Origin of the sequence: Rhizobium sp. ZX09 (assembly GCF_017357485.1) — a bacterium.
Lineage (GTDB): Bacteria > Pseudomonadota > Alphaproteobacteria > Rhizobiales > Rhizobiaceae > Agrobacterium > Agrobacterium pusense.
Genome location: NZ_CP031365.1, coordinates 261,686 through 282,954 on the forward strand (window position 1 = coordinate 261,686; position 21,269 = coordinate 282,954).

General features: G+C 58.5%; 25 protein-coding genes and 1 pseudogene. 14 read left to right on the forward strand and 12 right to left on the reverse strand.

The window, feature by feature from the left end:
- Nucleotide 1 precedes the first annotated feature (1 nt).
- From BTN45_RS25825 to BTN45_RS25845, 5 genes are all read right to left on the reverse strand, one after another.
- The gene (locus BTN45_RS25825) at nucleotides 2-1,645 is read right to left on the reverse strand and encodes an ABC transporter ATP-binding protein (protein ID WP_052821147.1); all 1,644 of its coding nucleotides are present in this window, start codon (nucleotides 1,643-1,645) and stop codon (nucleotides 2-4) included.
- Nucleotides 1,642-2,520, reverse strand: coding sequence for an ABC transporter permease (locus BTN45_RS25830; protein ID WP_082179061.1), 879 nt, complete (start codon nucleotides 2,518-2,520; stop codon nucleotides 1,642-1,644). The genes BTN45_RS25825 and BTN45_RS25830 overlap by 4 nt, the downstream gene beginning before the upstream one ends.
- A gap of 8 nt (nucleotides 2,521-2,528) precedes the next feature.
- The gene (locus BTN45_RS25835; RefSeq protein ID WP_052821149.1) at nucleotides 2,529-3,473 is read right to left on the reverse strand and encodes an ABC transporter permease; all 945 of its coding nucleotides are present in this window, start codon (nucleotides 3,471-3,473) and stop codon (nucleotides 2,529-2,531) included.
- A 165-nt stretch (nucleotides 3,474-3,638) separates the two neighbouring features.
- The gene (locus BTN45_RS25840; RefSeq protein WP_052821150.1) at nucleotides 3,639-5,177 is read right to left on the reverse strand and encodes an ABC transporter substrate-binding protein; all 1,539 of its coding nucleotides are present in this window, start codon (nucleotides 5,175-5,177) and stop codon (nucleotides 3,639-3,641) included.
- 140 nt (nucleotides 5,178-5,317) lie between these two features.
- A complete protein-coding gene (locus BTN45_RS25845; protein WP_207591773.1) occupies nucleotides 5,318-5,878 on the reverse strand; it encodes a MarR family winged helix-turn-helix transcriptional regulator in 561 nt (186 codons plus the stop codon).
- Nucleotides 5,879-6,079: 201 nt separating this feature from the next.
- On the opposite strand from BTN45_RS25845, the gene BTN45_RS25850 reads away from it, so the two are divergent.
- The 3 genes from BTN45_RS25850 to BTN45_RS25855 all read left to right on the forward strand — a co-directional run bounded on the left by BTN45_RS25850 (nucleotide 6,080) and on the right by BTN45_RS25855 (nucleotide 7,678).
- Nucleotides 6,080-6,868 (forward strand): SDR family oxidoreductase, encoded by a 789-nt coding sequence (locus tag BTN45_RS25850; protein ID WP_052821152.1) that lies wholly within the window; start codon nucleotides 6,080-6,082, stop codon nucleotides 6,866-6,868.
- Nucleotides 6,869-7,126: 258 nt separating this feature from the next.
- Nucleotides 7,127-7,255: a hypothetical protein gene (locus tag BTN45_RS26675; RefSeq protein WP_259030689.1), complete on the forward strand. Its 129-nt coding sequence runs from the start codon at nucleotides 7,127-7,129 to the stop codon at nucleotides 7,253-7,255.
- A 180-nt stretch (nucleotides 7,256-7,435) separates the two neighbouring features.
- Nucleotides 7,436-7,678: a hypothetical protein gene (locus BTN45_RS25855; protein WP_024895860.1), complete on the forward strand. Its 243-nt coding sequence runs from the start codon at nucleotides 7,436-7,438 to the stop codon at nucleotides 7,676-7,678.
- 24 nt (nucleotides 7,679-7,702) lie between these two features.
- On the opposite strand, the gene BTN45_RS25860 is transcribed toward BTN45_RS25855, so the two are convergent.
- Nucleotides 7,703-8,095: a response regulator gene (locus BTN45_RS25860; RefSeq protein ID WP_082186162.1), complete on the reverse strand. Its 393-nt coding sequence runs from the start codon at nucleotides 8,093-8,095 to the stop codon at nucleotides 7,703-7,705.
- Nucleotides 8,096-8,253: 158 nt separating this feature from the next.
- Between BTN45_RS25860 and BTN45_RS25865 the strand changes: the two genes are divergently transcribed.
- From BTN45_RS25865 to BTN45_RS26530, 5 genes and pseudogenes are all read left to right on the forward strand, one after another.
- Nucleotides 8,254-8,625: a YsnF/AvaK domain-containing protein gene (locus tag BTN45_RS25865; RefSeq protein ID WP_080823586.1), complete on the forward strand. Its 372-nt coding sequence runs from the start codon at nucleotides 8,254-8,256 to the stop codon at nucleotides 8,623-8,625.
- Nucleotides 8,626-8,657: 32 nt separating this feature from the next.
- A complete protein-coding gene (locus BTN45_RS25870; protein ID WP_138787458.1) occupies nucleotides 8,658-9,512 on the forward strand; it encodes a YsnF/AvaK domain-containing protein in 855 nt (284 codons plus the stop codon).
- 141 nt (nucleotides 9,513-9,653) lie between these two features.
- On the forward strand, nucleotides 9,654-10,565 hold the full coding sequence (locus BTN45_RS25875; protein WP_207591774.1) for a PhnA-like protein: 912 nt from the start codon (nucleotides 9,654-9,656) through the stop codon (nucleotides 10,563-10,565).
- Nucleotides 10,566-10,675: 110 nt separating this feature from the next.
- The gene (locus BTN45_RS25880) at nucleotides 10,676-11,656 is read left to right on the forward strand and encodes a L,D-transpeptidase (RefSeq protein WP_051917443.1); all 981 of its coding nucleotides are present in this window, start codon (nucleotides 10,676-10,678) and stop codon (nucleotides 11,654-11,656) included.
- 286 nt (nucleotides 11,657-11,942) lie between these two features.
- Nucleotides 11,943-12,137, forward strand: a pseudogene (locus BTN45_RS26530) (IS110 family transposase); the annotation flags it as partial.
- Nucleotides 12,138-12,359: 222 nt separating this feature from the next.
- Here the strand turns inward: BTN45_RS26530 and BTN45_RS25885 are convergent.
- From BTN45_RS25885 to BTN45_RS25905, 5 genes are all read right to left on the reverse strand, one after another.
- On the reverse strand, nucleotides 12,360-12,545 hold the full coding sequence (locus tag BTN45_RS25885) for a hypothetical protein (RefSeq protein ID WP_038595179.1): 186 nt from the start codon (nucleotides 12,543-12,545) through the stop codon (nucleotides 12,360-12,362).
- 72 nt (nucleotides 12,546-12,617) lie between these two features.
- Nucleotides 12,618-12,893 carry a hypothetical protein gene (locus tag BTN45_RS25890; RefSeq protein WP_038595177.1) on the reverse strand — a complete coding sequence of 92 codons (276 nt, stop codon included), beginning with the start codon at nucleotides 12,891-12,893 and terminating at the stop codon, nucleotides 12,618-12,620.
- A 453-nt stretch (nucleotides 12,894-13,346) separates the two neighbouring features.
- Entirely contained in the window at nucleotides 13,347-13,556 is a 210-nt protein-coding gene (locus BTN45_RS25895) for a cold-shock protein (RefSeq protein WP_034806062.1), read from the reverse strand.
- A 619-nt stretch (nucleotides 13,557-14,175) separates the two neighbouring features.
- Nucleotides 14,176-14,886: an SMC-Scp complex subunit ScpB gene (locus BTN45_RS25900; RefSeq protein ID WP_107327914.1), complete on the reverse strand. Its 711-nt coding sequence runs from the start codon at nucleotides 14,884-14,886 to the stop codon at nucleotides 14,176-14,178.
- A gap of 2 nt (nucleotides 14,887-14,888) precedes the next feature.
- Nucleotides 14,889-15,842 (reverse strand): DUF1403 family protein, encoded by a 954-nt coding sequence (locus BTN45_RS25905; RefSeq protein WP_082186312.1) that lies wholly within the window; start codon nucleotides 15,840-15,842, stop codon nucleotides 14,889-14,891.
- A 235-nt stretch (nucleotides 15,843-16,077) separates the two neighbouring features.
- Between BTN45_RS25905 and BTN45_RS25910 the strand changes: the two genes are divergently transcribed.
- From BTN45_RS25910 to BTN45_RS26540, 6 genes are all read left to right on the forward strand, one after another.
- The gene (locus BTN45_RS25910) at nucleotides 16,078-16,332 is read left to right on the forward strand and encodes a type II toxin-antitoxin system Phd/YefM family antitoxin (RefSeq protein ID WP_207591775.1); all 255 of its coding nucleotides are present in this window, start codon (nucleotides 16,078-16,080) and stop codon (nucleotides 16,330-16,332) included.
- Nucleotides 16,332-16,733, forward strand: coding sequence for a type II toxin-antitoxin system VapC family toxin (locus BTN45_RS25915; protein ID WP_207591777.1), 402 nt, complete (start codon nucleotides 16,332-16,334; stop codon nucleotides 16,731-16,733). Before BTN45_RS25910 ends, BTN45_RS25915 begins: the two co-directional genes overlap by 1 nt.
- Before the next feature lies 1 nt (nucleotide 16,734).
- On the forward strand, nucleotides 16,735-17,817 hold the full coding sequence (locus BTN45_RS25920) for a site-specific integrase (protein WP_246751761.1): 1,083 nt from the start codon (nucleotides 16,735-16,737) through the stop codon (nucleotides 17,815-17,817).
- A gap of 21 nt (nucleotides 17,818-17,838) precedes the next feature.
- The gene (locus BTN45_RS25925) at nucleotides 17,839-18,600 is read left to right on the forward strand and encodes a YoaK family protein (protein WP_207591779.1); all 762 of its coding nucleotides are present in this window, start codon (nucleotides 17,839-17,841) and stop codon (nucleotides 18,598-18,600) included.
- 64 nt (nucleotides 18,601-18,664) lie between these two features.
- Nucleotides 18,665-19,111, forward strand: a complete 447-nt coding sequence (locus BTN45_RS25930) for a VOC family protein (protein ID WP_207591788.1) — start codon at nucleotides 18,665-18,667, stop codon at nucleotides 19,109-19,111.
- A 505-nt stretch (nucleotides 19,112-19,616) separates the two neighbouring features.
- Nucleotides 19,617-19,973: an HAD-IA family hydrolase gene (locus BTN45_RS26540; RefSeq protein ID WP_246751762.1), complete on the forward strand. Its 357-nt coding sequence runs from the start codon at nucleotides 19,617-19,619 to the stop codon at nucleotides 19,971-19,973.
- Between the two features lie 59 nt (nucleotides 19,974-20,032).
- Here the strand turns inward: BTN45_RS26540 and BTN45_RS25940 are convergent, their stop codons facing one another.
- Nucleotides 20,033-20,290, reverse strand: a complete 258-nt coding sequence (locus BTN45_RS25940) for a hypothetical protein (RefSeq protein ID WP_207591789.1) — start codon at nucleotides 20,288-20,290, stop codon at nucleotides 20,033-20,035.
- Between the last annotated feature and the right edge of the window lie 979 nt (nucleotides 20,291-21,269).

Genomic DNA, 21,269 nt, shown 5'->3' on the forward strand with positions numbered 1-21,269 from the left:
CTCAATTCCCCTGGCCTGCTGCAACGGTGTCGATGAACCGATCGGATTTCGTCAGTTTATTGCCGGGAATTGCATCGATAAGTGTACGGGTGTACGGCACGGTGCTTTCGAACAGCACCTGTGCGCAGGTGCCCTGATCGACGATGCAACCGTCCTTCATGACGATCAGACGGTCGCACAGTTCGGCGGCGACACGCAGATCATGGGTGATGAACAGGATGGCGAGATCCATCTGGTCGCGTATCGATTTGAGCAATGTCAGGATCTGCGCCTGAACCGAAACATCGAGCGCGGAAACCGCTTCGTCGGCGATCAGCAGTTTCGGCTGGGGTATCAATGCGCGGGCAATGCATATGCGTTGCCGCTGCCCGCCTGAAAAGGCGCCGGGAAACCGCGAGAACGCCGATGGATCAAGCCCGACAAGCTGAAGCATGCGGCGCGCGCGGGCTTGAGCTTCCGCCCGGGGAACCCCGAAATTCAGCGGTGCCTGCATCAGGATATCGCCGACCCGGCGACGTGGATTGAGCGCGCTGTAGGGATCCTGAAAAACCATCTGCATCCGCTGCCGGGCGAGACGCAATGCATTTCCCCGCAAGGCGCCGAAATCCTCACCGCCGAGAAGCACCTTGCCTTCATCCGGATCGACCAAACGGCTGATACAGCGGGCCGTGGTGCTCTTGCCCGATCCGGACTCGCCGACGATGCCGAGGATTTCGCCCGAACGTAGTTGCAGCGACACGTCCTGAAGGGCGACGAAACGTTTCGGCTTGCCAAAAAGGAACGGGCGGTGACTGTACACCTTGGTCAATCCCGCCGCCTCGAGCACGACAGGCCCCGTGCGCGCGACCGGAGGACGCAATTCCCCCTTTGGTACGGCAGCGAGAAGTGCCTTTGTATACTCCTCCCGCGGTGAGGACAGGATATCGGCGACCGGTCCGGCCTCGACGACACGGCCGCGATGCATGACGGCGATATCGTCGGCGATCTGCTTCACGACACCGAAATCGTGGGTGATGAACAGCACGCCGGTGCCGTGCCGGGCCTGAAGCTGCGATATCAGCCGTAGAATCTGCGCCTGCGTGGTCACGTCAAGCGCGGTGGTCGGCTCGTCGGCAATCAGCAGCCGCGGCTCCATCACCAGCGCCATGGCGATCATCACGCGTTGCCTTTGCCCGCCGGAAAGCTGGTGCGGGAAGCGACCGATAACGCGTTCCGCATCCAGATTGACCTCGCCCAGGATCGACAGGACCCGCGCCCTCCTTGCCGCCGGCGTCATGCGCATGTGGGCACGGAGGACTTCATCGATCTGGCGTCCCACCTTTTGCAAGGGGTTCAGGGCGGTCATCGGTTCCTGGAAGATCATGCCGATCCGGGCGCCACGCACACGGCGCAGAGCCGAAGGATCGAGCGCAAGCAGGTTCGCACCCCCAAACTCGGCCGTTCCCGTCGGCCTGTCGAATTTCTCGGGAAGCAGTCCGAGGATAGCCTGGGCGGTCAGGGATTTTCCAGAACCGGACTCACCGATAAGGCACGTCGTCCGGCCGGATCCGACCATAAAGCTGATGCCATCGACACCATTTTTCCGGTCGCCGCCACCCGGCAACGGAATGACGAGGTTACGAACCTGAAGAAGTTGTTCCGTCATCGTCCTGCCTCCAGCGTCGGATCCAGCGCGTCCCGCAAGGCATCACCGAGAAAATTGAAGCCGAGGACCGCGACAAAAATCGCCAGTCCCGGAAAGAAGCTGATCCACCAGGCAGCCCAGTACTGCATACCGGCGCTGATCATATACCCCCAGCTTGGAGTGGGCGGCTGGATGCCGAGACCGATAAAGCTGAGTGCGGATTCTGTGATCAATGCCGTCGAGGCCAGAAGCGACGCGAAGACAAGAGTGTTTCCGGCAAGGTTCGGCAGAATCTCCCGAAGCAGAATTTGAGCCGAGCGGGCACCGCCCAGCTTGGCAGCAGCGATATAGTCGCGGTTGCGAAGTGTCAGCGTTTCACCGCGCACGAGACGCGCGAAGCTTGGCGTGTAGACGATGACCATTGCAAAAATTGCATTGGCAAGGCCGGGCCCGATCAGCGCGATGACCAGCAGGGCAAGCACCAGCGTCGGAAAAGCCAGAATCGAGTCCACCAGCCGCATGGCCAGATTGTCGATGATCCCGCCGGCATAGCCTGCGGCAAGCCCGATCGCCGAGCCGGCGATCATCGCGCCGCCAATGGAAAGGACCACAACCGCGACCGAGATGCGGGCACCGAAAAGCAGGCGGCTGAAGATATCACGGCCAACTTCATCCGTGCCCAGCACGTGCAGGGCTGACGGTGGCTTGGCGATGGCAAGGTAGTTGATCTTTGTCGGGTCGTAAGGCGCGAGCCATGGTGCGGCTATCGCGACGATGACAATCAGTGCGACGACAAAGGCACCGAACGCGCCCCGTGGAGAGGACAGGACCTTGCGCAACACGGTACGGCCTGATGAAGCCGCCTCGGCAGATACTTGCGGGGATGACACGGTCATGGATGAGCCTACCGATAGGAAATGCGGGGGTTGACCAGCGTGTAGAGCAGGTCCACCATCAGGTTGATGAGTGCAACGCACAGCACGATGAAAAGCATGGCGCCCTGGATCACGGGAAAATCGCGGTTGAAAATGCCGTCGATGACCATGCTGCCTATGCCGGCGATAGCGAACACCTTCTCCGTGACGATCGCACCGCCGAGAAGCGCACCTGCCTGCAGGCCGACGACGGTGATGACGGGGATCAGGGCGTTCGGAAGGGCATGCCGCAAAACGACCTGGTCTTCCCGGAGTCCCTTGGCACGCCCGGTGCGAACGAAATCCTCGTTCAGCACCTGCAACATGGCAGCTCGCGTTTGCCGCGTTATCAATGCGGCCAGCGAACAACCGACGGCAGTGGCAGGCAGGATCATCAGTTTCAGGCTTTCCAGCGGCTGATCGAACAGCAGCGCGTATCCCGACGCCGGTAGCCAGTGCAGGCGGACGGCGACGAACAGGATGAGAATGACGCCGAGCCAGAAGAAGGGGACCGCCGATGCGACGAGCGCCACAGTACTGATGATGCCGTCCGCCAGTCTGCCGCGCCACCGGGCGGCGCATATTCCGGCCGGAATTCCGATGGCCATCGCAACCAAAAGGGCAAAGACGGTCAGTTGCAGCGTAACCGGCGCGCGCGCGGCAAGCATGTCTGCAACCGGTTCACGCGTACGGATCGAACGTCCCAGATCGCCTTCGACGACGCGACCGAACCATCGCACATATTGTACGGGAACCGGATCGTCGAGACCGTAGGTCTCGCGAACCTTGGCACGCTCCTCGGCAGAGCTCTCGACACCCAGAATCGATACGGCAGGATCGCCCGGAAGCCACGTCGTGGCCACGAAGATCACCGCGCTCATGACCAGCATCAGCAGAATGACGGAAACGATACGCGAGAAGATGTAGCTTAACATATGAAGCTTTCCAAACGGATATGGATGATGACGCATGACGGGCCTGTCCTGGCCCTGAGCCGGGTGACGCCGGTAGCGACCTCGATCAGTCGCGTTCTCAGCTTAAAATCCCCGCTTTCAGGCATGCCGCACAGCACATGTTTGCGCGGCATGCATCGGCATGGATCAACGCTTGACCCAGGCGTTCGTCAGAACCCAGGCGCCACCGTTGTCGACCTTCACGTCGCGGACCGCCTTGCTCACGCCGCCATAGGCCCTGCGGTCGAAGAGGAACGTGACATAGTTTTCATCGAGCGCCATCTCGGCAACATCACGATAGAGCTTTTTGCGATCCTCCCGCGCGACGGTATCGCGGGCCTTGTAGATCAGGTCGACGAGTTCCTGGTTCTTATGCCGCGACCAGTTTCCGCCCTGTTCCTTGATATAGGACCTGGCCCAGGTATCGTGCGGATCGATGCGGGGATGCTGGCCCGCTGCCATACTGGCGTCGTAGGTGCCTTCGGTGATGACGCGACCAATCCATGCCTGCCGCTCAAGCACGGTCAGTTTCATGTCGAAGCCGCTCTCCTTCAGCATCTGCTGGAGGATCTGGGCAATGGTGATGTCCGGTTCGCGCTGGATTGTCAGCATCTCGAAGCTGACACCGTCAGGGTGCCCGGCCGAGGCCAGCAATTCCTTGGCTTTCTTGGGATCGAAGGGGTAGCCCTTGATCGTCGCGTCGAACTCCCATTCCGCGGGCGGCACATAGGTCGGATAAACGAGGCCGTCTTCGCCTGCCACGGCTTTCGCAAGCGTCTCGCGATCCACGGCCCACGCCAGTGCCTGCCGTACCTCCTTCTTGTCGAAGGGGGCATGATCGACATTGACGATCATCTGATGCGCCAGCACCTGCGGCCCTTCCAGCAGAGCGAGCTCGCCGCTTGTGCGGACGCGCTCGAAATCCTGGGGGTTGACGACATTCAACAGGCCGATGCCGCCGCTTTCAAGCTCCAGCATGGCGGTCGCATAGTTGGTGATCGACCGGATCTCCACATTGTCGAGATACGGCAACGAGCGCCCCGCTGCGTCCTTCATCCAGTAATTCGGATTTTTCTCGAGAATGATGCGATCCGTGCCAATCCAGTCGACGAATTTGAACGGTCCGGTACCGACCGGATGACGGCCGAAATTCTGACCGTATTTCTTGTCGGCGGCCGGGGAGATCATCAGCGTTCCCTCGGCGGCAAGACTGGAAACCGCGTAGCCCGTCGGGGCGTTGACGGTGATCCTGACCTCATACTCGCCGGTCTTTTCGATCGTCTTCATCCAGCTGACCGTGCCGGTGCGCATGGCGCCCGACGAGTTTTTGAGACGATTGAACACGTAGACAACGGCATCGGCGTTGAACGGCGTACCATCATGGAAGGTCACACCCTGACGAAGGCCGATCGTCAGCTCGGTATTGTCCGCATTATAGCTATAGCCGGTCGCCAGAACAGGAACCATCTCGCCCTCGTCATCGAGCCGGAACAGCGGATCGTAGATCTGGTTGAGTGCCAGACGATCGGTGATGTCGGCATCGCCGAACACCGGATCCAGTGTCTTGAACGTGATCGGCACGGCCGCGACCAGTTTACCGCCCGATTGCGGCTCCTCGGCCATTGCCACACCTGCATGAAGCGCAGTCGCCACCGCGCAGGCAAGCAAAGTCTTCCAGCAGTTCATGGAACTCTCCTGTAAATGACATCCGCCGCGGATAACGGCGTGAACCCCTCGATTTTTCTTTTTTGCACCGTCTTTGCGAGTTTTCCCGTACAGCCGTGCGTCAATCGATAATTCAATTATTAGTTCCTTTTGGAACAATGTCAACCAGAACCATTGGGAGACTTTTCGACCGCATCGAGGTCTTCAATCGGCACATCCCAATCGTCAACCGCCAGCAATTTGTCCAGTATCGCATCAAATGCCACCCGCTCGACCGGGCTGAGTACTGCCAGAAGACGATCCTGCCGCAACCGCCAGATACGGCTGGATTCCAGATATGTAGCACGCCCTTCCGGCCTGACGCTAAGAACGATCCGTCGCCGGTCCGTTGGATCGACCTCGCTGGCAATCAATCCTCTCTGCAACAGTTTTTCGACAGCACGACTGATGCTGTTCTTTGGCCTTCCAAGATAATCGGATATGACCTTTGCTGTGGTTGATCCGTAAACAGTTAATGAACACAATATGTTATTTTCATCTCGCGTCACCCCGAGCCGTTTCTCGATCTCAACGAAGACGGGACCTGCATAGAGGCCGGCCCACAAACTCATCCTGAACCCGAAACGATCGATCAGCGGGGATTTCATAACGACGTCAAGAACATCCTTGCGTCCGGCATCGAGCCGCGCCGAAAGGTTTTCGTCAGGATCCTGCCTGCTCATACACACTCCTTTTGTTTCGGTCCTAGAAATGGACCGCGATCATCACTCCGATCGTCTCTTATGGAATGAATTTTGGGGGGCGGGCAACTGTTCACAGCACCGGTGACCGGTCGAAGACAGCAAGGCCGTGCATTCATGCTTGACTATGTTCCATATGGAACTATATTTTTCACACAACCATTAACCATAGAGAGTCACCCCATGAACCAGATCCAAACCCCGTTTTCCCTGCCTTCCTGGGCGAATTTGCGGGGCGAAAAAGTCCTGATTGTCGGCGGAGGTTCCGGCATCGGGCTTGGCAGCGCACAGCTTCTCGGCGCGCTGGGATGCGAGGTGATCCTTGCCGGCCGCAATGCGGAAAAACTTCAGGCGGCTGTCGGCGCGATCTCCGGTAAGGCTTCGGCCGAGGTCGTCGACGGACGGTCCATCGACTCGATCAGGGATATGTTTGCCCGGGTTGGCGATTTCGATCACCTCATCATCACGATGACGGGCCGCCTCGGCGGCGGCACCTTCGCAGAGGTCGATCTCGGCGAGTTCCGGCAGGCGTTCGAGGAGAAGTTCTGGCCGCATCTCACTATCGCGCAGGCCTCGCTTGCCACCCTTTCCCCGACCGGATCGATCACATTCGTAACAGGTGCCGCGGCACGAAAGGTCAGCGCCGGCGGCAGCGGCTTCGCAGCCATCAACGGCGCGCTTGAAATCATGACGCCGACGCTTGCACGGGAACTGGCACCGCGCCGCGTCAATGCCGTGTCTCCCGGCTTCGTCGCCACACCCTGGTATGATCACATTTCCGAGGCGGAGTTCACCGAAGCCGAAGCCTTTGCGGCCGCACGTCTTCCGGTCGGTCGCATCGGCACGGTTTCCGATCTGGCTCAGGCACTGCTATATGTCGTGGCAAATGGCTTCGTCACCGGGTCCGTCATCGAATGCGATGGTGGCGCGCGGATTTCCAACGACACGCCCGAGACCGGGCTGCCGAAATAATTCGGCAGATGTAACGACTTCGACGGCGGCAACGCAGACCGTGCGTGTGCCGCGGTTTACGTTCGCTGGCTGCCCGGTATCGACACAGTGCCGTCTTCAAGCATCGAGTGTTGGTTTCCGCGCAGAAGTGAGCCGGCTCACTTCTGCGCGGAAACCAACAGACGTCCCCCTCTACTTGTCGCTGTTTTGCTGAGCATTAGTTCATCGTGATGGAAAGATGACGACATTCCACAAAAACGAAACCGCGAGAAGAGCTCCTTGGCGGACAGGAAGCAACGCTTCGACGCAACGCATGACAGCGCCATGGCGTCAATCAAGGCGGAGGCGGAGGAGCGGCGGCTGAAGACCGAGCGCTTGCGCAAGATGCGGCTTCAGTCGGGAAGTTGACGGAATTTACCCGCCTACACACTCTCGCTTGAGCGGCGAAACGTATCGTTGGGGCAAGGCCTGACCTGACGCATCCGGAAACGCGCCTGAGAATGCAAATCTGACTTTGAGCGGACCAGACGCGTTCTGACATCGCGCTGTCATCTCCCTTCGCTATCTCATCTTCGAATGGAGAAGGTGATGGCAAGAGAACTGGCATCAGACATTGAGGATATCGCGCGGACGATCGCCGAACTCGCTCTCCCGGGAATGCGACCGAAGGATCTCGTAGACGCGGTCAGAAAGAAACACGCTGCTGCGTCTAAAAAAGAAATATGTCGGGCCGCCTTCTACGCGGTTATTCTGGCCGCTGACGAGGAGCCAGGCCGCGCCGAGGGGCTCCACGAGTTGGCGAGCGTCACACGAAACGAGCTCGACGAATAGAAGGGTCTCGCCGAGTAGTCGTCGTCAATGAAACGCAATAAACCGCTTAGGAGCGATACAGTCCCGCCCGGCGTGATGATCCGTTGCGAACTGGATCGTCTCGACCAATTCAAGGTCCATCACCGGCTTTGAGATCACCCCGAGGGCGCCATCGACGCCTGAGCCAAGCTGTTCCGGGTTGCCGGTCATGAAGACGACGGTGACGCCGTCTGCCGCCAGGCGTCGGCCGATTTCCGGTCCGGTCGCACCATCGATGAGATTGACATCGACAAATGCAACTTCTGCCTTGTCGGCAAGCTCGTACGCTTCCTTTGTCGTGGTTGCCGTCCCGATGGCCTCATGCCCAAGCGACAACACTGCCTCTTCGACCGCGCCAGGTAGCAGCCACTGGTCTTCGACGATCAGGATATTCATCATGCTTATCCAACCTTTCCTCGTGAGCCACAAAATCACTGCGTCAATACTTTGTTCCGGCCTTGGGCGATTTTCGCTCAGCTGGTGACGTGCGACCTTTTCCAAGGAACAAAGGTTGGACTCCGCTCGTTCAATGCTGGTCGCAACAATCTGGAATGCGGATGACCAAGCCTGACGAGAAACTCTCGCTGATCGAAGAACAGCTTGTCATCGACAAGCGCGCCGTGCGCGACGGCAGCGTCCGCGTCAGCACCAAAACCGAGTTTGTTACAGAAGCAGCGGAGGCACGCCTCGACAGCGAGAATGTCGAGGTGACGCGTGTGGCAATCGGACGTGAAGTGTCAGAAGCGCCGGCCGTTCGCACGGACGGTGACGTGACCATCGTGCCTGTGATGGAGGAGGTTCTCGTTGTCGAGAAGCGTCTGATGCTGGTCGAAGAGATCCACATCCGCCGCGTCGCCACCACCGAGGACGTTACCATTCCGGTCGAACTGCGCAAGCAACGTGCCACGATCGAGCGCGACGACCCCTAAGCCAATTATTAATCCGAGAAAAGGAGAAACTCATGACCTATAGCGAAACCACATCGTCCTACGGCGCCTCTTCGTCTAACACGGTGACGGCCTTCTTCGAAAACCGCAGCGATGCGGATGCCGCCGTCGAACGCCTTGCCGAAGCCGGGATTGCCCGCGACGGCATTCGCGTCGTCGCCGGCAAGGAGTCTACTACCTCGACTGAGGTTGCCTCCGAGCACAAGGGCTTCTGGGAGAAGCTGGAAGACTTCTTCTTTCCCGACGAGGATCGCGCCGTCTATTCCGAAGGCCTTCGCCGCGGTGGTTATCTAGTAACTGTCAGCAACGTCACCGCCGCCTCTTATGACAAGGTTATCGATATCCTCGATGACGAGGGCAGCATCGATCTCGATCAGCGCGCCCAGAGCTGGCGCTCGGAAGGCTGGAACCAGCAGGAGACCGTGAGGTCGTATGGCGCCTCCGCCAATCGTGCCGGCGCAACCGGAACGGCAGCCCTGGATGCCGGCCGTGAAGAGGTTATCCCGGTGGTCGAGGAAGAGCTTCGTGTCGGCAAGCGCGACCTCAACCATGGCCGCGTCCGTGTCCGTTCCTACGTGGTCGAAAATCCTGTCAGCGAACAGGTATCGCTGCGCGACGAGAACGTCAGCATCGAGCGTCGCACGGTCGACCGCCCTGTATCGGGAACGGAAAACGCGTTCGTCGACCGCACGATCGAGGCAGAAGAGCACCATGAAGAGGCTGTCGTCTCGAAGGATGCGCGCGTTGTCGAAGAGATCGCGCTGCGCAAGACCGCCGAGCAGCGCGAGGAGACCATCAACGCTAGCGTCCGCCGTACCGAGGTGGAAGTCGAAGACGAGCGGTCCGACCGCGCCGTCCGCAAGGACTAATCAAGGCTCTTCGTTTGATGTAACTGCAGCAGAGACCGGCGATCCCATCGCCGGTCTTTTTTGTTTCTTGTGGTACGGGAACCGAAAGGCAATTGCCGCGTTAGTGTGGCACTCACGTTCCCGTGATCAAGAGGATGCACCATGACCGAACCTGTCTCCGTCCACGTGTCGCGCGAAGCGGCTTATGTCGACCCCTCCCTTACAGCCACATTGCACAAGGTGTCTTGGGGCGCGATCTTCGCCGGGGTCGTCCTGGCGCTTGCCGTCCAGTTCCTCCTCAATCTTCTGGGCGTGGGCATCGGCGCCGCCGTGATCGATCCCGCAACCTATGATAACCCGAATGCAAGCACCTTTTCCATAGCCGGTGGCGCGTGGTTCGTTGTGGCCGGCATTATTGCTTCCTTCGTCGGCGGTTATGCCGCCAGCCGCCTGTCCGGCCGTCCGAGCCGCTCGACCGGCGGGTATCAAGGTGTAACCACCTGGGCTGTCACCACTCTTGTCATCCTCTACCTGCTGACCACGTCGGTCGGTGCTCTCATCGGCGGAGCATTCAGTGGTCTGTCCAGCATTGTCGGCGGTGTCGGCCAGACGGCCGCGACCGCTGCCACGTCGGCAGCCCCTGCCCTTGCGACTTCTGCAAACCCGATGGCCGGGATCGAGCAACAGATCCGTGACGCGTCTGGCGGCAACGATCCGGCAGCCCTGCGTGATGCAGCCGTTTCGGCGGTCCAGGCCGCGGTGACCGGTGACCAGACGAAGGCCGCAGATGCCCGCAATCGCGCCGCTGATGCGATCGCCAAGGCACAGAACATCCCGGTCGATCAGGCCCGCACCCAGGTCGAGCAGTACGAGAAGACCTATCGCGACAATGTTGCTGCGGCCAAGCAGCAGGCGCTCGAGGCGGCGCAGACGGCCACCAAGGCAGTGTCGGCCGGCGCGATCCTCGGCTTCTTCGCCCTCCTGCTCGGGGCTGTGGCGGCCTGGTTCGGCGGTTCCTACGGCACGAAGAAGGCTTTGCTTCTGGCCGAAACCTCCACTCGCCGCACGATTTGACAAGATGAAGGCCGCCGGAAACGGCGGCCTCTTCCTTGCGTAACCTCTATCAAATGAAGCCTCTCCATCCACCGGGTGGAGAGTCTCTCCCTAATTTATCGGTAGCCTCCATGCAGAATGCCTTTCGGTACTTTTCACTGACCGCCGCTCTAACGCTCTGTTCCCCAGCCTTTGCAGCGCCGATCGACGCACAAGCCGTCAATACCGCGGCGATCGCGTCCCTTCCGATCGAGGCGCCGGCGGAAAAACAGACCGAGCCCAATCCCGCCATCGTGCATCTGCAGGTCCTGCTCGACCGGGCTGGTTCATCGCCGGGCGTCATCGACGGGTATTTCGGCGACAACCTGACGAAAGCGATCGCCGGCTTCGAGGCGCTTCAACGTCTGCCAGTTGATGGGAAGCTCGATCCCGACGTATTGGGCCGCTTGACCGATGATGCCCCGGCCATCCAGGCCTATGCCATCATTCAGGAAGACAGCAAGGATATCGTCGAGAGCATTCCGAAAGACTATGCCGAACAGGCCAGGATGGAGCATCTCGGCTACACCAGCATTGCCGAGAAGCTGGCCGAGCGGTTCCACATGCATATCGCGCTGATCAAGGCCCTCAATCCGACGGCGGCCTTCAAGCCGGGCGAAACGATCGCTGTCGCCATTCCCGGCGCTGCCAGGACCGGATCGGTCAAGCGGATCGAGGTTCATCGCAAACTGGCGCAGGTTTTCGCTTTTGCCGAAGACAGCTCGCTGCTCGCGGTCTATCCAGCGACGATCGGCAGCGAGGATTCACCCTCTCCAACCGGGACACACAAGGTCAAGGGCGTGTCGCGAATGCCGACGTACACCTACAATCCGAAGATCAATTTCCAGCAGGGCAACAACAAGAAGATCCTTGAACTGCCGAGCGGGCCGAACGGTCCTGTCGGGACAGTCTGGATCGACCTCACCGAACCGACCTACGGGATTCATGGCACGCCTGAACCCGAGCTTATCGGCAAGGTTGGCTCGCATGGATGTGTTCGGCTAGCCAACTGGGACGTCGAGGAACTGGCTGGAATGGTCAAGCCGGGCGTCGTGGTCGAATTTATCGAGTAGGTGCGGCGCACCCCCATTTGAAGACGGTCGAGGCATGAGGCGGGCCCCTAAGCCGATGCCCTTTACAAAAAGGAGAGCGTGTGGCGATCAGGCGGCGGATCTTCTCCTCCGACGAATGGTGCTTGCGCGTCGCGCGGCGGATATCCTTGATCGTCTTCTCGGCCGCCGATGTCTGTGGCACGGTTTTCTGTCTCATCTTCGCTTCCTTTGATAGAGCTACGATGAGCCGAAAATCCTCTCTTCTCAATTAAAACACTTCTGTCTCAAAGGCGCTGATCCGGGACACCTGTTCGAAGCCGCAGCCGTGTTACTACATCGGACAAAGAAATGGTGCTCGCTGAAGGCTTGGGGATTGAGGCTGGCCAAGCGCAGCGGGATGAAAAAGGCGCAGGTCGCCGTAGCTCGTAAGCTCGCTGTCATCCTTCACTGCATTTGGGTCGACGGTACGACCTTCGAATGGAGCGCCGGAAAAGAAACATAGGATTCTATAATTTGTAGGCCCGAGCGGGCCTGCAAAGTCCCCGCCGGGACGGTGGTTGCAGTGACTTCGTTGATTAGGCTGAAAACGGCTACGCCGTATTCCGTTCCATACGTTGAAGCACTGGACCCGAACATGATCGTGAGGCGAAGACCTCGAAAAGGACCATGACCCCGGCAAGGATGGAGCAGGTGCTTGACAAGCATCCGCAATTAAAGGGCCTAATCACAGTGCCGCCTGCTCGGGGCTGTCGTGCCTCAGAAGCAAGAACTCTTCAACGCGCAATATCGTCTCATGTCCACCAGACGCGGCGTTTGCCTTGTGACGCACAACGGCCACACCGTCTTGTCGTTTCCCAACGAACCAGCTGTCGCCATTCGAACTTGTAGCAAACTGCTTGAAGTCTGTCATGTTCAGGGCCCCTCTTCGTTCTCTAAAGTCGCCCCCGGACTGCGCTGGAACTGAAACCGTAAGAGTGCGAAATCATGCCCGGTCGAAGGTAAATGATGTCAGCAAGGTCGTGACGAAATTGCTGGCCTTTTCCTTGACGAGCAGCTCTGTCCACTCGTCTGTTCCCCGAAATCTCAGGTCAGTCTGGATACTGTCAACAGCTGCGGCCTCAATGCGTTCAAGATGTTCTTTGAACTGCGCCTCGCCTTCGCCGCGATAAAGATCGCGAATAACCATCCTCAGGATTTCCTGGACGGCAATCTGCCAGGCGGTGTTAATGGTGTTCAACTCACTTGTCGTCGATGACATTGGTCTTCCTTTGCTAATTCAAGTGCCCTCGTCATTGTTGACCAAGGGCTCTTACGGCTGGACTGGAAACTGGTGCCAATGCGATCCGAATGCGCTCAGTCGGTCGCGCGAGTGGGTGGCGTCCTCACGGATCGCCTTGCTATGAGTGCTGCTGCCGCAGATGTTCGGTCGGCAAGCTCTTTTGCGAGGCGTGCGGCTCTAAGCCGCGCTGTCTTCTCATCCCGCGCCTCGGCTTGCCGATCATGCTCGTCAAGATCCGATGCGATGACAGGAGCCTGAAGCTTTTTGAACGCGATCTCGGCTTGTTGGCGGGGCCTGCTGTGTCTTTGTGTCATGTTATCTACCTATCTGGCCCAAGGCCAAAATAAAAAAGGCCAGGCGAAACGCCTGGCCTCAATGAAATTGCTCCCGGCAGTGCCAGTACATCCGTGGTCAAAGGGAAGCGGATCTCACTTATGCAGACTGCAGATTGGTCGCAGACATTTTGCCCGACTTGTTGTCGCGCTCAAGTTCGAAACCAATCTTCTGGCCTTCTACAAGCTCTCGCATTCCTGCACGCTCGACAGCCGAGATATGAACAAATGCATCTGCGCCGCCATTGTCAGGCTGAATGAAGCCGAAGCCCTTTGTGGAGTTAAACCATTTTACTGTGCCAGTGGTCATGATGAACCCTTTCCAAGCATAGAGTGATGTACCGCGTAACGAATGCAACGCGGGCAAGAACCGACTGATTTTGAAAGAGAAATTCGCTTAGAGCGCGGTGCCAATCGCGCGGTAGACAAAGCTCGGCAAGCAAAAGATCGATGATGAATGAATACCGCCCTCCGCAGGATCTGTCAATGAAAAGTTCACGTGTCTTTTCGTAATCAACCATTGATTGTGTCGAGAAAGATAATGATCCCCGCACGGAGCGCAGGTGCAGCAGTCAGAGCACCACAAATCAAGACCTACCGAGAACATCAGTTGCCGGCAGACACATGCACGCGACTATCATTCATTTGCAATGACAGGGATCGCAAACAGCCAGTTGTTCACAAGTGTCCCTGAACGTGACCCTAAAGATGACCCTGAACCACAATCCTTCAATCAGCGACAGCTATGGTTTTTGGAGCAGATCAGAATGGGTGAGCGCTTCAGTGCGAAGGAGATCGTTCAGACTTGGCATGTCAGTTTGAAAACCGCGCGTCGGGATATCAGCGCATTGCTTCATTCCAAGTTACTGCAGTACATCGGATCGCGAAGAAAAGGTCGTTATCGAACGAACTCACGATGAGAAGGGATATCAGTCGGCCTCATCGGCGTCATGTCCACCAGAAGCGATGTCGGCAAGATCTTTGTTGGAGGTATCGAACGTGCCTCGCCTGCTCAGAAGCCCAGCATCCTCGAGTGCCTCGATGTTGGGAAGGTCACGCAGGGTCTCAAAGCCAAAAACCGACAGAAATCGGGGTGTTGTCACATAGGTGTAGGGCGCACCGGGTGTCGGACTTCTCGGCCCTGATACGATGAGGCCCGCATCTCGCAGGCCGGCGATCGTGTCACGACTGACCTCCTTGCCGAAAATCTCTGCCAATTCGGCCCGGGTGATCGGCTGAAAATATCCCACCGCCGTCAACACCATAGACTCGGTCTCTGACAGCCGTGGTGCAATTGATCTCGCCGGAGCGGTCGAAATGCGAATTGTCTCAGCAAACCGCGCTCGGGTGCGATGCTGCCATCCGCCTGCGACCAACACGAGTTCGTATGGTCGATCTCGTAATTCGTCGATGAGGTCATCAACCAACAGATCAATACTGCACTCTTTGCCGACCACCCGCGCCAGCATCTCGCGGCTGACCGGTTCGGACGAGGCGAATATCACCGCCTCTACCCGCAACATCCACTCACGCCAGCGCAGTTCTGGAGGCAGTCCCTCGAGCTCACGATCATAAAGGACCTCCTGCTGCCGGTCTTTCGCTTGGCGTTGACTTGTTTTTGCTGCGCTCGCTCCCCTCATCGTCATAACCCATAAATTCGAAAGGAAGAGCGGCCGGACAGTTCCCGCACCGCTTCCAAACTCTCCAGTCGCTCAAACAATCGAGTGGCTGCCCAGCGTGACAGATGGCACCCCGGCGCCGAGGCCGTAACCGCGTCTTCATTGAGGAGCTTTTGGATAACCGCATCGCCCCCCTTGGTCCTCACCTTTGGCACTGCTGCCATTAACCGAGCGGCACGGCGATCAATGTCGGCGGCAGATTGAAGCGCCGCCTCGACACTGCTGACCAGCGCCAGACAAATTGCCTTGGGATAAGCTGGCTCACCTGGCCGCACTCGACCTCTTCCGCCGATGGTGCGGAATGCAGACCCAAACCGTACAGGTAGCAGAAGCGGCACGGGTCGCGCCCATCTCAGCTTCTGGGCCAGTACGATGTTTGCCAAAGCCAGAGCCAGGACTTCCGCGTCCGGACGAAGCGCCATGATCGCGGATACCAGATCAGCGATCGCAATGGGGGCCGCGCGCCCGGACTGGATTGCCACATCGGCGAGATCCGCGATCGAGCACAGCTCCGTGTCCCATCGGATAGACAAAAGCTCGACCAATTCCCTGACAAACGCAGTACCCGGCATCGCTGTTCGACGTGCCAGCATTCGTGTGGCCAAAAACAGCTTTCCGGCCGGTCCTGGATCGCCATCAGCCGGCGTCAGCAAAACGGCGTCGCGCAGCGCATCCTCTTCCTCATTCCGGCCCAGGATCCGAGCAGCGACCGCGGCTGATTTCAAGGCGAGACGATCGCGCCAGCAGCCGATCCACGGTGGGTCAGCGCGGACCAGATCATCAAGCGATTTCAGAGCGATACCGGCGGCGAAGACCGCGTCGCGCTCATCGACGTCGCGACCGCGCGCCACCGCCCAACTTGGTAGGTGCGCGGACCATGTGGGTGACGGAGTTTGCTCTGTCGTGATTGAATCCATGCTACGCATCATAGTTCATATGCGCGCTTTATGCCACATATATCGGCCCTAACCGCACGACCTGTCGGAACAATATTACGTCCGATAATCTTGCATTATCGGACGTTATTTTTATAATCGTGGAAGCGCTTTAGAACCCCGGAACTTCGATCTCAGGACGGTACATTGTGGCTTTGAGATTGTTAGTAACGGTGCTATTGGTAGCTAGACAGCCTAGCTAGATTGGAGCGGATTTATGGATTGGCAGCTGCAGGACGCGAAGAATCAGTTTTCGAAAGTGGTGCAAAAGGCCCGTTTTGAAGGCCCGCAGGAAATCACCGTGCGTGGAGAGCGCACGGCCGTTGTCTTGTCCGCGAAAGACTATGACGCCTTGCGCGCAGGACGACCGACTTTGGTTGATGATCTTCTCGCCGGTCCTGCTTGGGATGATGCCTTTGCCGACGCGGTCGATGCGCGGGCCAAAGTCGCAAGCCGCGACGTGGCCTTCTGATGTATCTGGTAGATACGAACATCGTCTCGGAGGCAAGGCGCGGCACGCCGCAGGCAGTATCGTGGCTGCGTTCAGTCGATCCGCTTAGCGTCCACTTGAGCGCGCTGACGCTCGGTGAGATCATGCGCGGTATTGCCCTGAAACAAAAAACAGATCCTAGGGCTGCGGCACATCTTGCCGAATGGCTGCGCAAGCTGCGCCACGATCATGGTGACCGCATCCTTGCAGTGACTGATGAGATCGCGGTCGAATGGGGCCGCATCGCTGCGGTCCGTCCCCGCGGCGACGTCGACGGGCTGATCGCGGCCACTGCGATCGTCCACGACTTGATCCTCGTCACTCGCAACGTCAAGGACTTCGAGGACACAGACGCAGCCGTGATCAATCCATGGGACGTGTAAGATGAACGGGTTCGTTGAGAGCCAAGCTAAGGTAGACGAAACACCGATCTCGGGAGCCGACGTCCCCTCCCCTGCTCCCCCGCCAAGCTCCAATCTGCCAGGACACCTTCAGCAACTCACCGATCGAGCGCGAGGTTACGTCGAGGCAGCCAGCTCCATAAACACCAGAAAAGCCTATGCATCAGACTGGAAGCATTTCTCCGCCTGGTGTCGGCGCTCCAGTCTTTCCCCCCTCCCCCCGCATCCACAGACAGTCGGTCTTTATATTACCGCCTGTGCGTCTGGCGCGGCCGAACGTGGCTTGAAGGCGAATTCTGTCGCGACGATCGAGCGCCGCCTCTCGTCGATATCCTGGAATTACGCGCAACGCGGCCTGAGCCTCGATCGCAAGGACCGACATATCGCTACTGTCATGGCCGGCATCCGCAACAGCCATGCCCGCCCGCCGGTCCAGAAGGAAGCGGTGATGGCGGCCGACATCATCGCCATGCTGGAAACGCTCAATCGCGGCACGCTACGCGGCATGCGCGACAGGGCCATGTTGCTCATCGGCTACGCAGGCGGACTTCGGCGGTCGGAGATCGTCGGCCTCGATCTCAAGGCTGATCAGACCGAAGACGGTCGCGGCTGGATCGAGATCCTCGACAAAGGCATGCTGGTGACGCTGCGCGGAAAGACGGGTTGGCGCGAAGTCGAGATTGGTCGTGGCTCGTCCGACGCCACCTGCCCTGTCGCCACCGTCGAAACCTGGATCAAGTTCGCCAAGCTCGCCCATGGTCCCCTCTTCCGGCGGGTGACCGGCCAGGGAAAATCCGTCGGCTCAGAACGGTTGAACGACAAAGAGGTCGCCCGCCTGGTCAAACGCACAGCCATGGCCGCCGGCATTCGAGGCGATCTGGCCGAGATTGAGCGGCAGTTCAAATTCTCAGGGCACTCTCTGCGCGCTGGCCTCGCCTCGTCTGCCGAGGTCGATGAGCGATATGTGCAGAAGCAGCTTGGGCATGCGTCGGCCGAAATGACCCGGCGATATCAGCGCCGACGTGACCGCTTCAAGGTGAACCTGACCAAGGCGGCGGGGCTGTGAGGAACGCGTTGGAGCGCGATGATGCTGATTAGCCAGGGAGCGGCGCGCAACGCGCGGATCAATTTGAACCTCGCCTGCTCGCTGGCGTTGATCGCTGGTGCTCTCAATGCGGCAGCCTTCTACGCGGTGGGCTTTTTCGCTGCCAACATGACTGGCAATGTGTCGGCGCTGTCTGATCATGTAGCGACGGCGCAATGGGGACCGGGCCTGTTCTTCCTTGCGATTGTCGCCACCTTTATCGTCGGCGCCACGGTGTCAAGCCTGCTGATCAATGCGGGGCGGCGACGGGGGATAGCTGGTATCTACGCTTATAGCATTCTTGTGGAGGCATGCCTCCTCGCTCTGCTTGGTCTCGCGGACATCTGGCTGCTGACGGTCTGGCGCCCTCCCCTCTTGATCCTTGGCCTCGCCTTTCTGATGGGATTGCAGAATGCCACCGTGACGCGGATTTCCGATGCCCGCGTGCGGACCACACACGTCTCCGGCATGGCGACTGATATTGGCATCGAGCTTGGCATCGCCTTCGATATTCTGCGTGGGAGAGAGCCGGATGTTCACGCCGCCGAGAACCGCGCAAGGCTAAAACTCCACGCCTGGACCATTGCCGCCTTTCTCCTCGGGGGCATTGTCGGCGTCCTCGTCTATCGGGCAGTTGGCGGCTATCTGCTTCTGGTTTGCGCCGCGGTGTTGCTGCTGATAGCGATCGGAGGAATTAGAAAGCGCGGAACGTTCGTCACCACGGCCACACGTCGGTTTCGCTGGATGCCGCGGAGGCGCCCCTGATTTTTCCTAACGACCGCTCATTTTTCTATATTGTGATTGGAGCCTGAGGCTAGGGGAGAACTTTATGCGGGTCGTGTCACTGAATCACATGGTCATCAACGTCGAGCGCTCGGCTGACTGGTACACGCGAGTGCTCGGCATGACGCGACTGGACTACGGCACGGATTCGGATCACCCTCGCAGCGCTGTCGTTTTTGGCGCCCAGCGGATCAACCTCCGCTCCATGATGAAGATGAGTAAAGGGGAGTGGTTCACGGCCGATCTTGAAGCTGCCGGGAGCCACGATCGCTGTTTCCTGACATCATCATCGGCTCAGGATGTTATTTCACACCTTTGCACGTCCGGAGTCGAGGTGGTTTCTGGGCCTAACCATCGAGAGGGCGCCCGCGGGACGCTGACCTCAGTCTACTGCCGCGATCCTGATGGTGGCCTCATCGAAATCTCAAGCTACCAGGATTGGGAGCAAGACGTGCAAGGAAGCTTGCTACCTCTATCGCATTCCGTATCATGACCTTGCAAGCCGCGGTCTGACAAAGTTGAAGGTAACATATTCGAAGCACAGAGAAGGGCCCATTCGTTGCTCTTTCTTTGATAGCTTGTGTCGTAGCCGCCTCTTTCTATTCGTCACCGGTCATGATCCCGACGATCGGCAGCCGATCGTGATGGAGTGGCTCATGGCAGCTTATTGATCGGACCGGGATTTGGCTATGTGCTAGAATGGCGCCGGCTCAAAGGCATGTGACAAGGCAGGTACCAGTGCTTGGCATGACAACGTTCACGCTTGATCCCCTGCCCAAGATCATCACCTTCGACTGCTATGGTACAATCGTGCAGTGGCATGAGGTGCTTTTGCGCGAGATCTCTAAGACGCGTGAGAAGCAGTCAGACAGCGTGACTGCAGAGCAGCCCTATCTTACAAAGACATCCTGCGCATCGGCTTTGCGGCAGCGTTCGCCGACCATGGGATTTCACCGAGCACGGCTGAAATTGAAGGTATTGCTTCCTCGGTCAAGACGATGGGTCCGCATCCAGACGCGCGGGATGCCCTGCACCGGTTACGCGAGCGCTACAAGCTAGCAATCCTGACCAACTCCGACGACGATCTGATCGCGCCAACTGTGGCTCGCATCGGCGTTCCGTTCAACTACGTGATTACCGCCCAGCAGGCGCCAGCCTACAAGCCATCTCCAAGGCTCTTCGACCATGCCTATCGTTCCATGGGCGTCATGCCGCACGAGACCGTGCATGTTGCGATGGGAATGTACACGGATATAAAAGCGCGGCATGAACTGGGTTTGCGCGGCATCTGGGTAAACCGCCGGAAAGAAGCTGCTAACCCCGACTGGATGCCTATGCTGAAGTACCGGACCTGAAGCGCGCCGCCGCGCTGTTTTTGCCTTCGGAACAATGAGCCGCAATCAACTAATGTGGCTCAAACGGTTGGCCTTACGGGAAACATGTCCTCGCCGTAATGATGAAGGCGGGTGTGATGCCGTCGGCATAACCACCGCACTTGCAGCGGGTCGTCGTATTGATCGTGGTGGGCGTCGACCTTTTGTACCCCGCAGACCTCACATGTCTGCTTTTCCAGATCGCCCGATTTCACCGCCCGCTGGACCGCGAGATGGGCATCGTATTTGCCTGGATTCGCTCGGCGCCAGTCTGCTTGTCGGGTATCGGTTTTGAGCATCGCGGTATCCATCTGAAACGTAGGCGAACACTATACGACGAATTTTGCCTCTCATTGCAAAAACGAAATCAAATCATTAGGGACGCATTGCTTCGACCAGGATATAAACCGGGATTGCAGCGCTTGCCGCCGTCGCGACGATTACACATCCAAGCCTGAAGAGACGGCTTCGACGAGCCTTGCTGGCATCCCACTGATAAGACATGATTCTCTCCATCTCCGCGTAATACATCTTTCCGAGGGGATGATGTCGAGTGCGATGTACGTAATTTCTGTGAACTTCTCGACGCGCGGATGCGGCAAGCTTCGACCTAGTCCCGCATCCCGCCAGCATGCACAAAACAGAGCCTATTACCCTGCGGATCGCGGCAATAGGCTGAATAGAAGTCGTCTGCGTATTTCGGCCTGAGGCCCGGGGCACACTCGTCCATTCCGCCATGTTCGATTGCGGCACGCCAAGCTTCGTCGACAAAAATCCTGGAATGGGGCGAAGCAGACCTCTGCGCCGTTGCCCAACGTCGCTGGCAGACCGTCGGGCAGGATTGCAAACTGCGGCAGCGTTTGGAGACTTAATATCAGACTGCGACAGCGAGAAATCGATGCCCCAATCTTTTGACGGATATCGGCATAAGGGGATCCCCAGACCACCTTTATTTTTCGCGGGTCTGCCGCCGACAGCAGGGCAGGGGGGTGCGGTCACCCAACTAACCGCCTTGGAGAATTTAACTTTGGCACGCACCAGACTTACGCTACGTTCCAGCAAATCGGAACCGAGAGAATCGAGCCCCGGGCTCTCCAGCCGATCTTTACAGTTGTAAAGCTGGGGAGCCGCACAGATCAGACTTTACAACTGTAAAGATTCGAGTCCTTCAGCGAGTCGTGCTTACAATTTGCCGTTAACCTCTCGTTAACTAAAAACGACTTGTGGAATCGGACGCACCCTGCCATCATTGACGGATACAACTGCTAAAATTGGTAA

Bases quoted from the DNA above. Each gene is read 5' to 3' on its own strand.
- BTN45_RS25825 (WP_052821147.1), bottom strand. From the start codon at position 1,645: ATGACGGAACAACTTCTTCAGGTTCGTAACCTCGTCATTCCGTTGCCG.
- BTN45_RS25830 (WP_082179061.1), bottom strand. From the start codon at position 2,520: ATGACCGTGTCATCCCCGCAAGTATCTGCCGAGGCGGCTTCATCAGGC.
- BTN45_RS25835 (WP_052821149.1), bottom strand. From the start codon at position 3,473: ATGTTAAGCTACATCTTCTCGCGTATCGTTTCCGTCATTCTGCTGATG.
- BTN45_RS25840 (WP_052821150.1), bottom strand. From the start codon at position 5,177: ATGAACTGCTGGAAGACTTTGCTTGCCTGCGCGGTGGCGACTGCGCTT.
- BTN45_RS25845 (WP_207591773.1), bottom strand. From the start codon at position 5,878: ATGAGCAGGCAGGATCCTGACGAAAACCTTTCGGCGCGGCTCGATGCC.
- BTN45_RS25850 (WP_052821152.1), top strand. From the start codon at position 6,080: ATGAACCAGATCCAAACCCCGTTTTCCCTGCCTTCCTGGGCGAATTTG.
- BTN45_RS25855 (WP_024895860.1), top strand. From the start codon at position 7,436: ATGGCAAGAGAACTGGCATCAGACATTGAGGATATCGCGCGGACGATC.
- BTN45_RS25860 (WP_082186162.1), bottom strand. From the start codon at position 8,095: ATGATGAATATCCTGATCGTCGAAGACCAGTGGCTGCTACCTGGCGCG.
- BTN45_RS25865 (WP_080823586.1), top strand. From the start codon at position 8,254: ATGACCAAGCCTGACGAGAAACTCTCGCTGATCGAAGAACAGCTTGTC.
- BTN45_RS25870 (WP_138787458.1), top strand. From the start codon at position 8,658: ATGACCTATAGCGAAACCACATCGTCCTACGGCGCCTCTTCGTCTAAC.
- BTN45_RS25875 (WP_207591774.1), top strand. From the start codon at position 9,654: ATGACCGAACCTGTCTCCGTCCACGTGTCGCGCGAAGCGGCTTATGTC.
- BTN45_RS25880 (WP_051917443.1), top strand. From the start codon at position 10,676: ATGCAGAATGCCTTTCGGTACTTTTCACTGACCGCCGCTCTAACGCTC.
- BTN45_RS25885 (WP_038595179.1), bottom strand. From the start codon at position 12,545: ATGACAGACTTCAAGCAGTTTGCTACAAGTTCGAATGGCGACAGCTGG.
- BTN45_RS25890 (WP_038595177.1), bottom strand. From the start codon at position 12,893: ATGTCATCGACGACAAGTGAGTTGAACACCATTAACACCGCCTGGCAG.
- BTN45_RS25895 (WP_034806062.1), bottom strand. From the start codon at position 13,556: ATGACCACTGGCACAGTAAAATGGTTTAACTCCACAAAGGGCTTCGGC.
- BTN45_RS25900 (WP_107327914.1), bottom strand. From the start codon at position 14,886: ATGAGGGGAGCGAGCGCAGCAAAAACAAGTCAACGCCAAGCGAAAGAC.
- BTN45_RS25905 (WP_082186312.1), bottom strand. From the start codon at position 15,842: ATGGATTCAATCACGACAGAGCAAACTCCGTCACCCACATGGTCCGCG.
- BTN45_RS25910 (WP_207591775.1), top strand. From the start codon at position 16,078: ATGGATTGGCAGCTGCAGGACGCGAAGAATCAGTTTTCGAAAGTGGTG.
- BTN45_RS25915 (WP_207591777.1), top strand. From the start codon at position 16,332: ATGTATCTGGTAGATACGAACATCGTCTCGGAGGCAAGGCGCGGCACG.
- BTN45_RS25920 (WP_246751761.1), top strand. From the start codon at position 16,735: ATGAACGGGTTCGTTGAGAGCCAAGCTAAGGTAGACGAAACACCGATC.
- BTN45_RS25925 (WP_207591779.1), top strand. From the start codon at position 17,839: ATGCTGATTAGCCAGGGAGCGGCGCGCAACGCGCGGATCAATTTGAAC.
- BTN45_RS25930 (WP_207591788.1), top strand. From the start codon at position 18,665: ATGCGGGTCGTGTCACTGAATCACATGGTCATCAACGTCGAGCGCTCG.
- BTN45_RS26540 (WP_246751762.1), top strand. From the start codon at position 19,617: ATGGGTCCGCATCCAGACGCGCGGGATGCCCTGCACCGGTTACGCGAG.
- BTN45_RS25940 (WP_207591789.1), bottom strand. From the start codon at position 20,290: ATGCTCAAAACCGATACCCGACAAGCAGACTGGCGCCGAGCGAATCCA.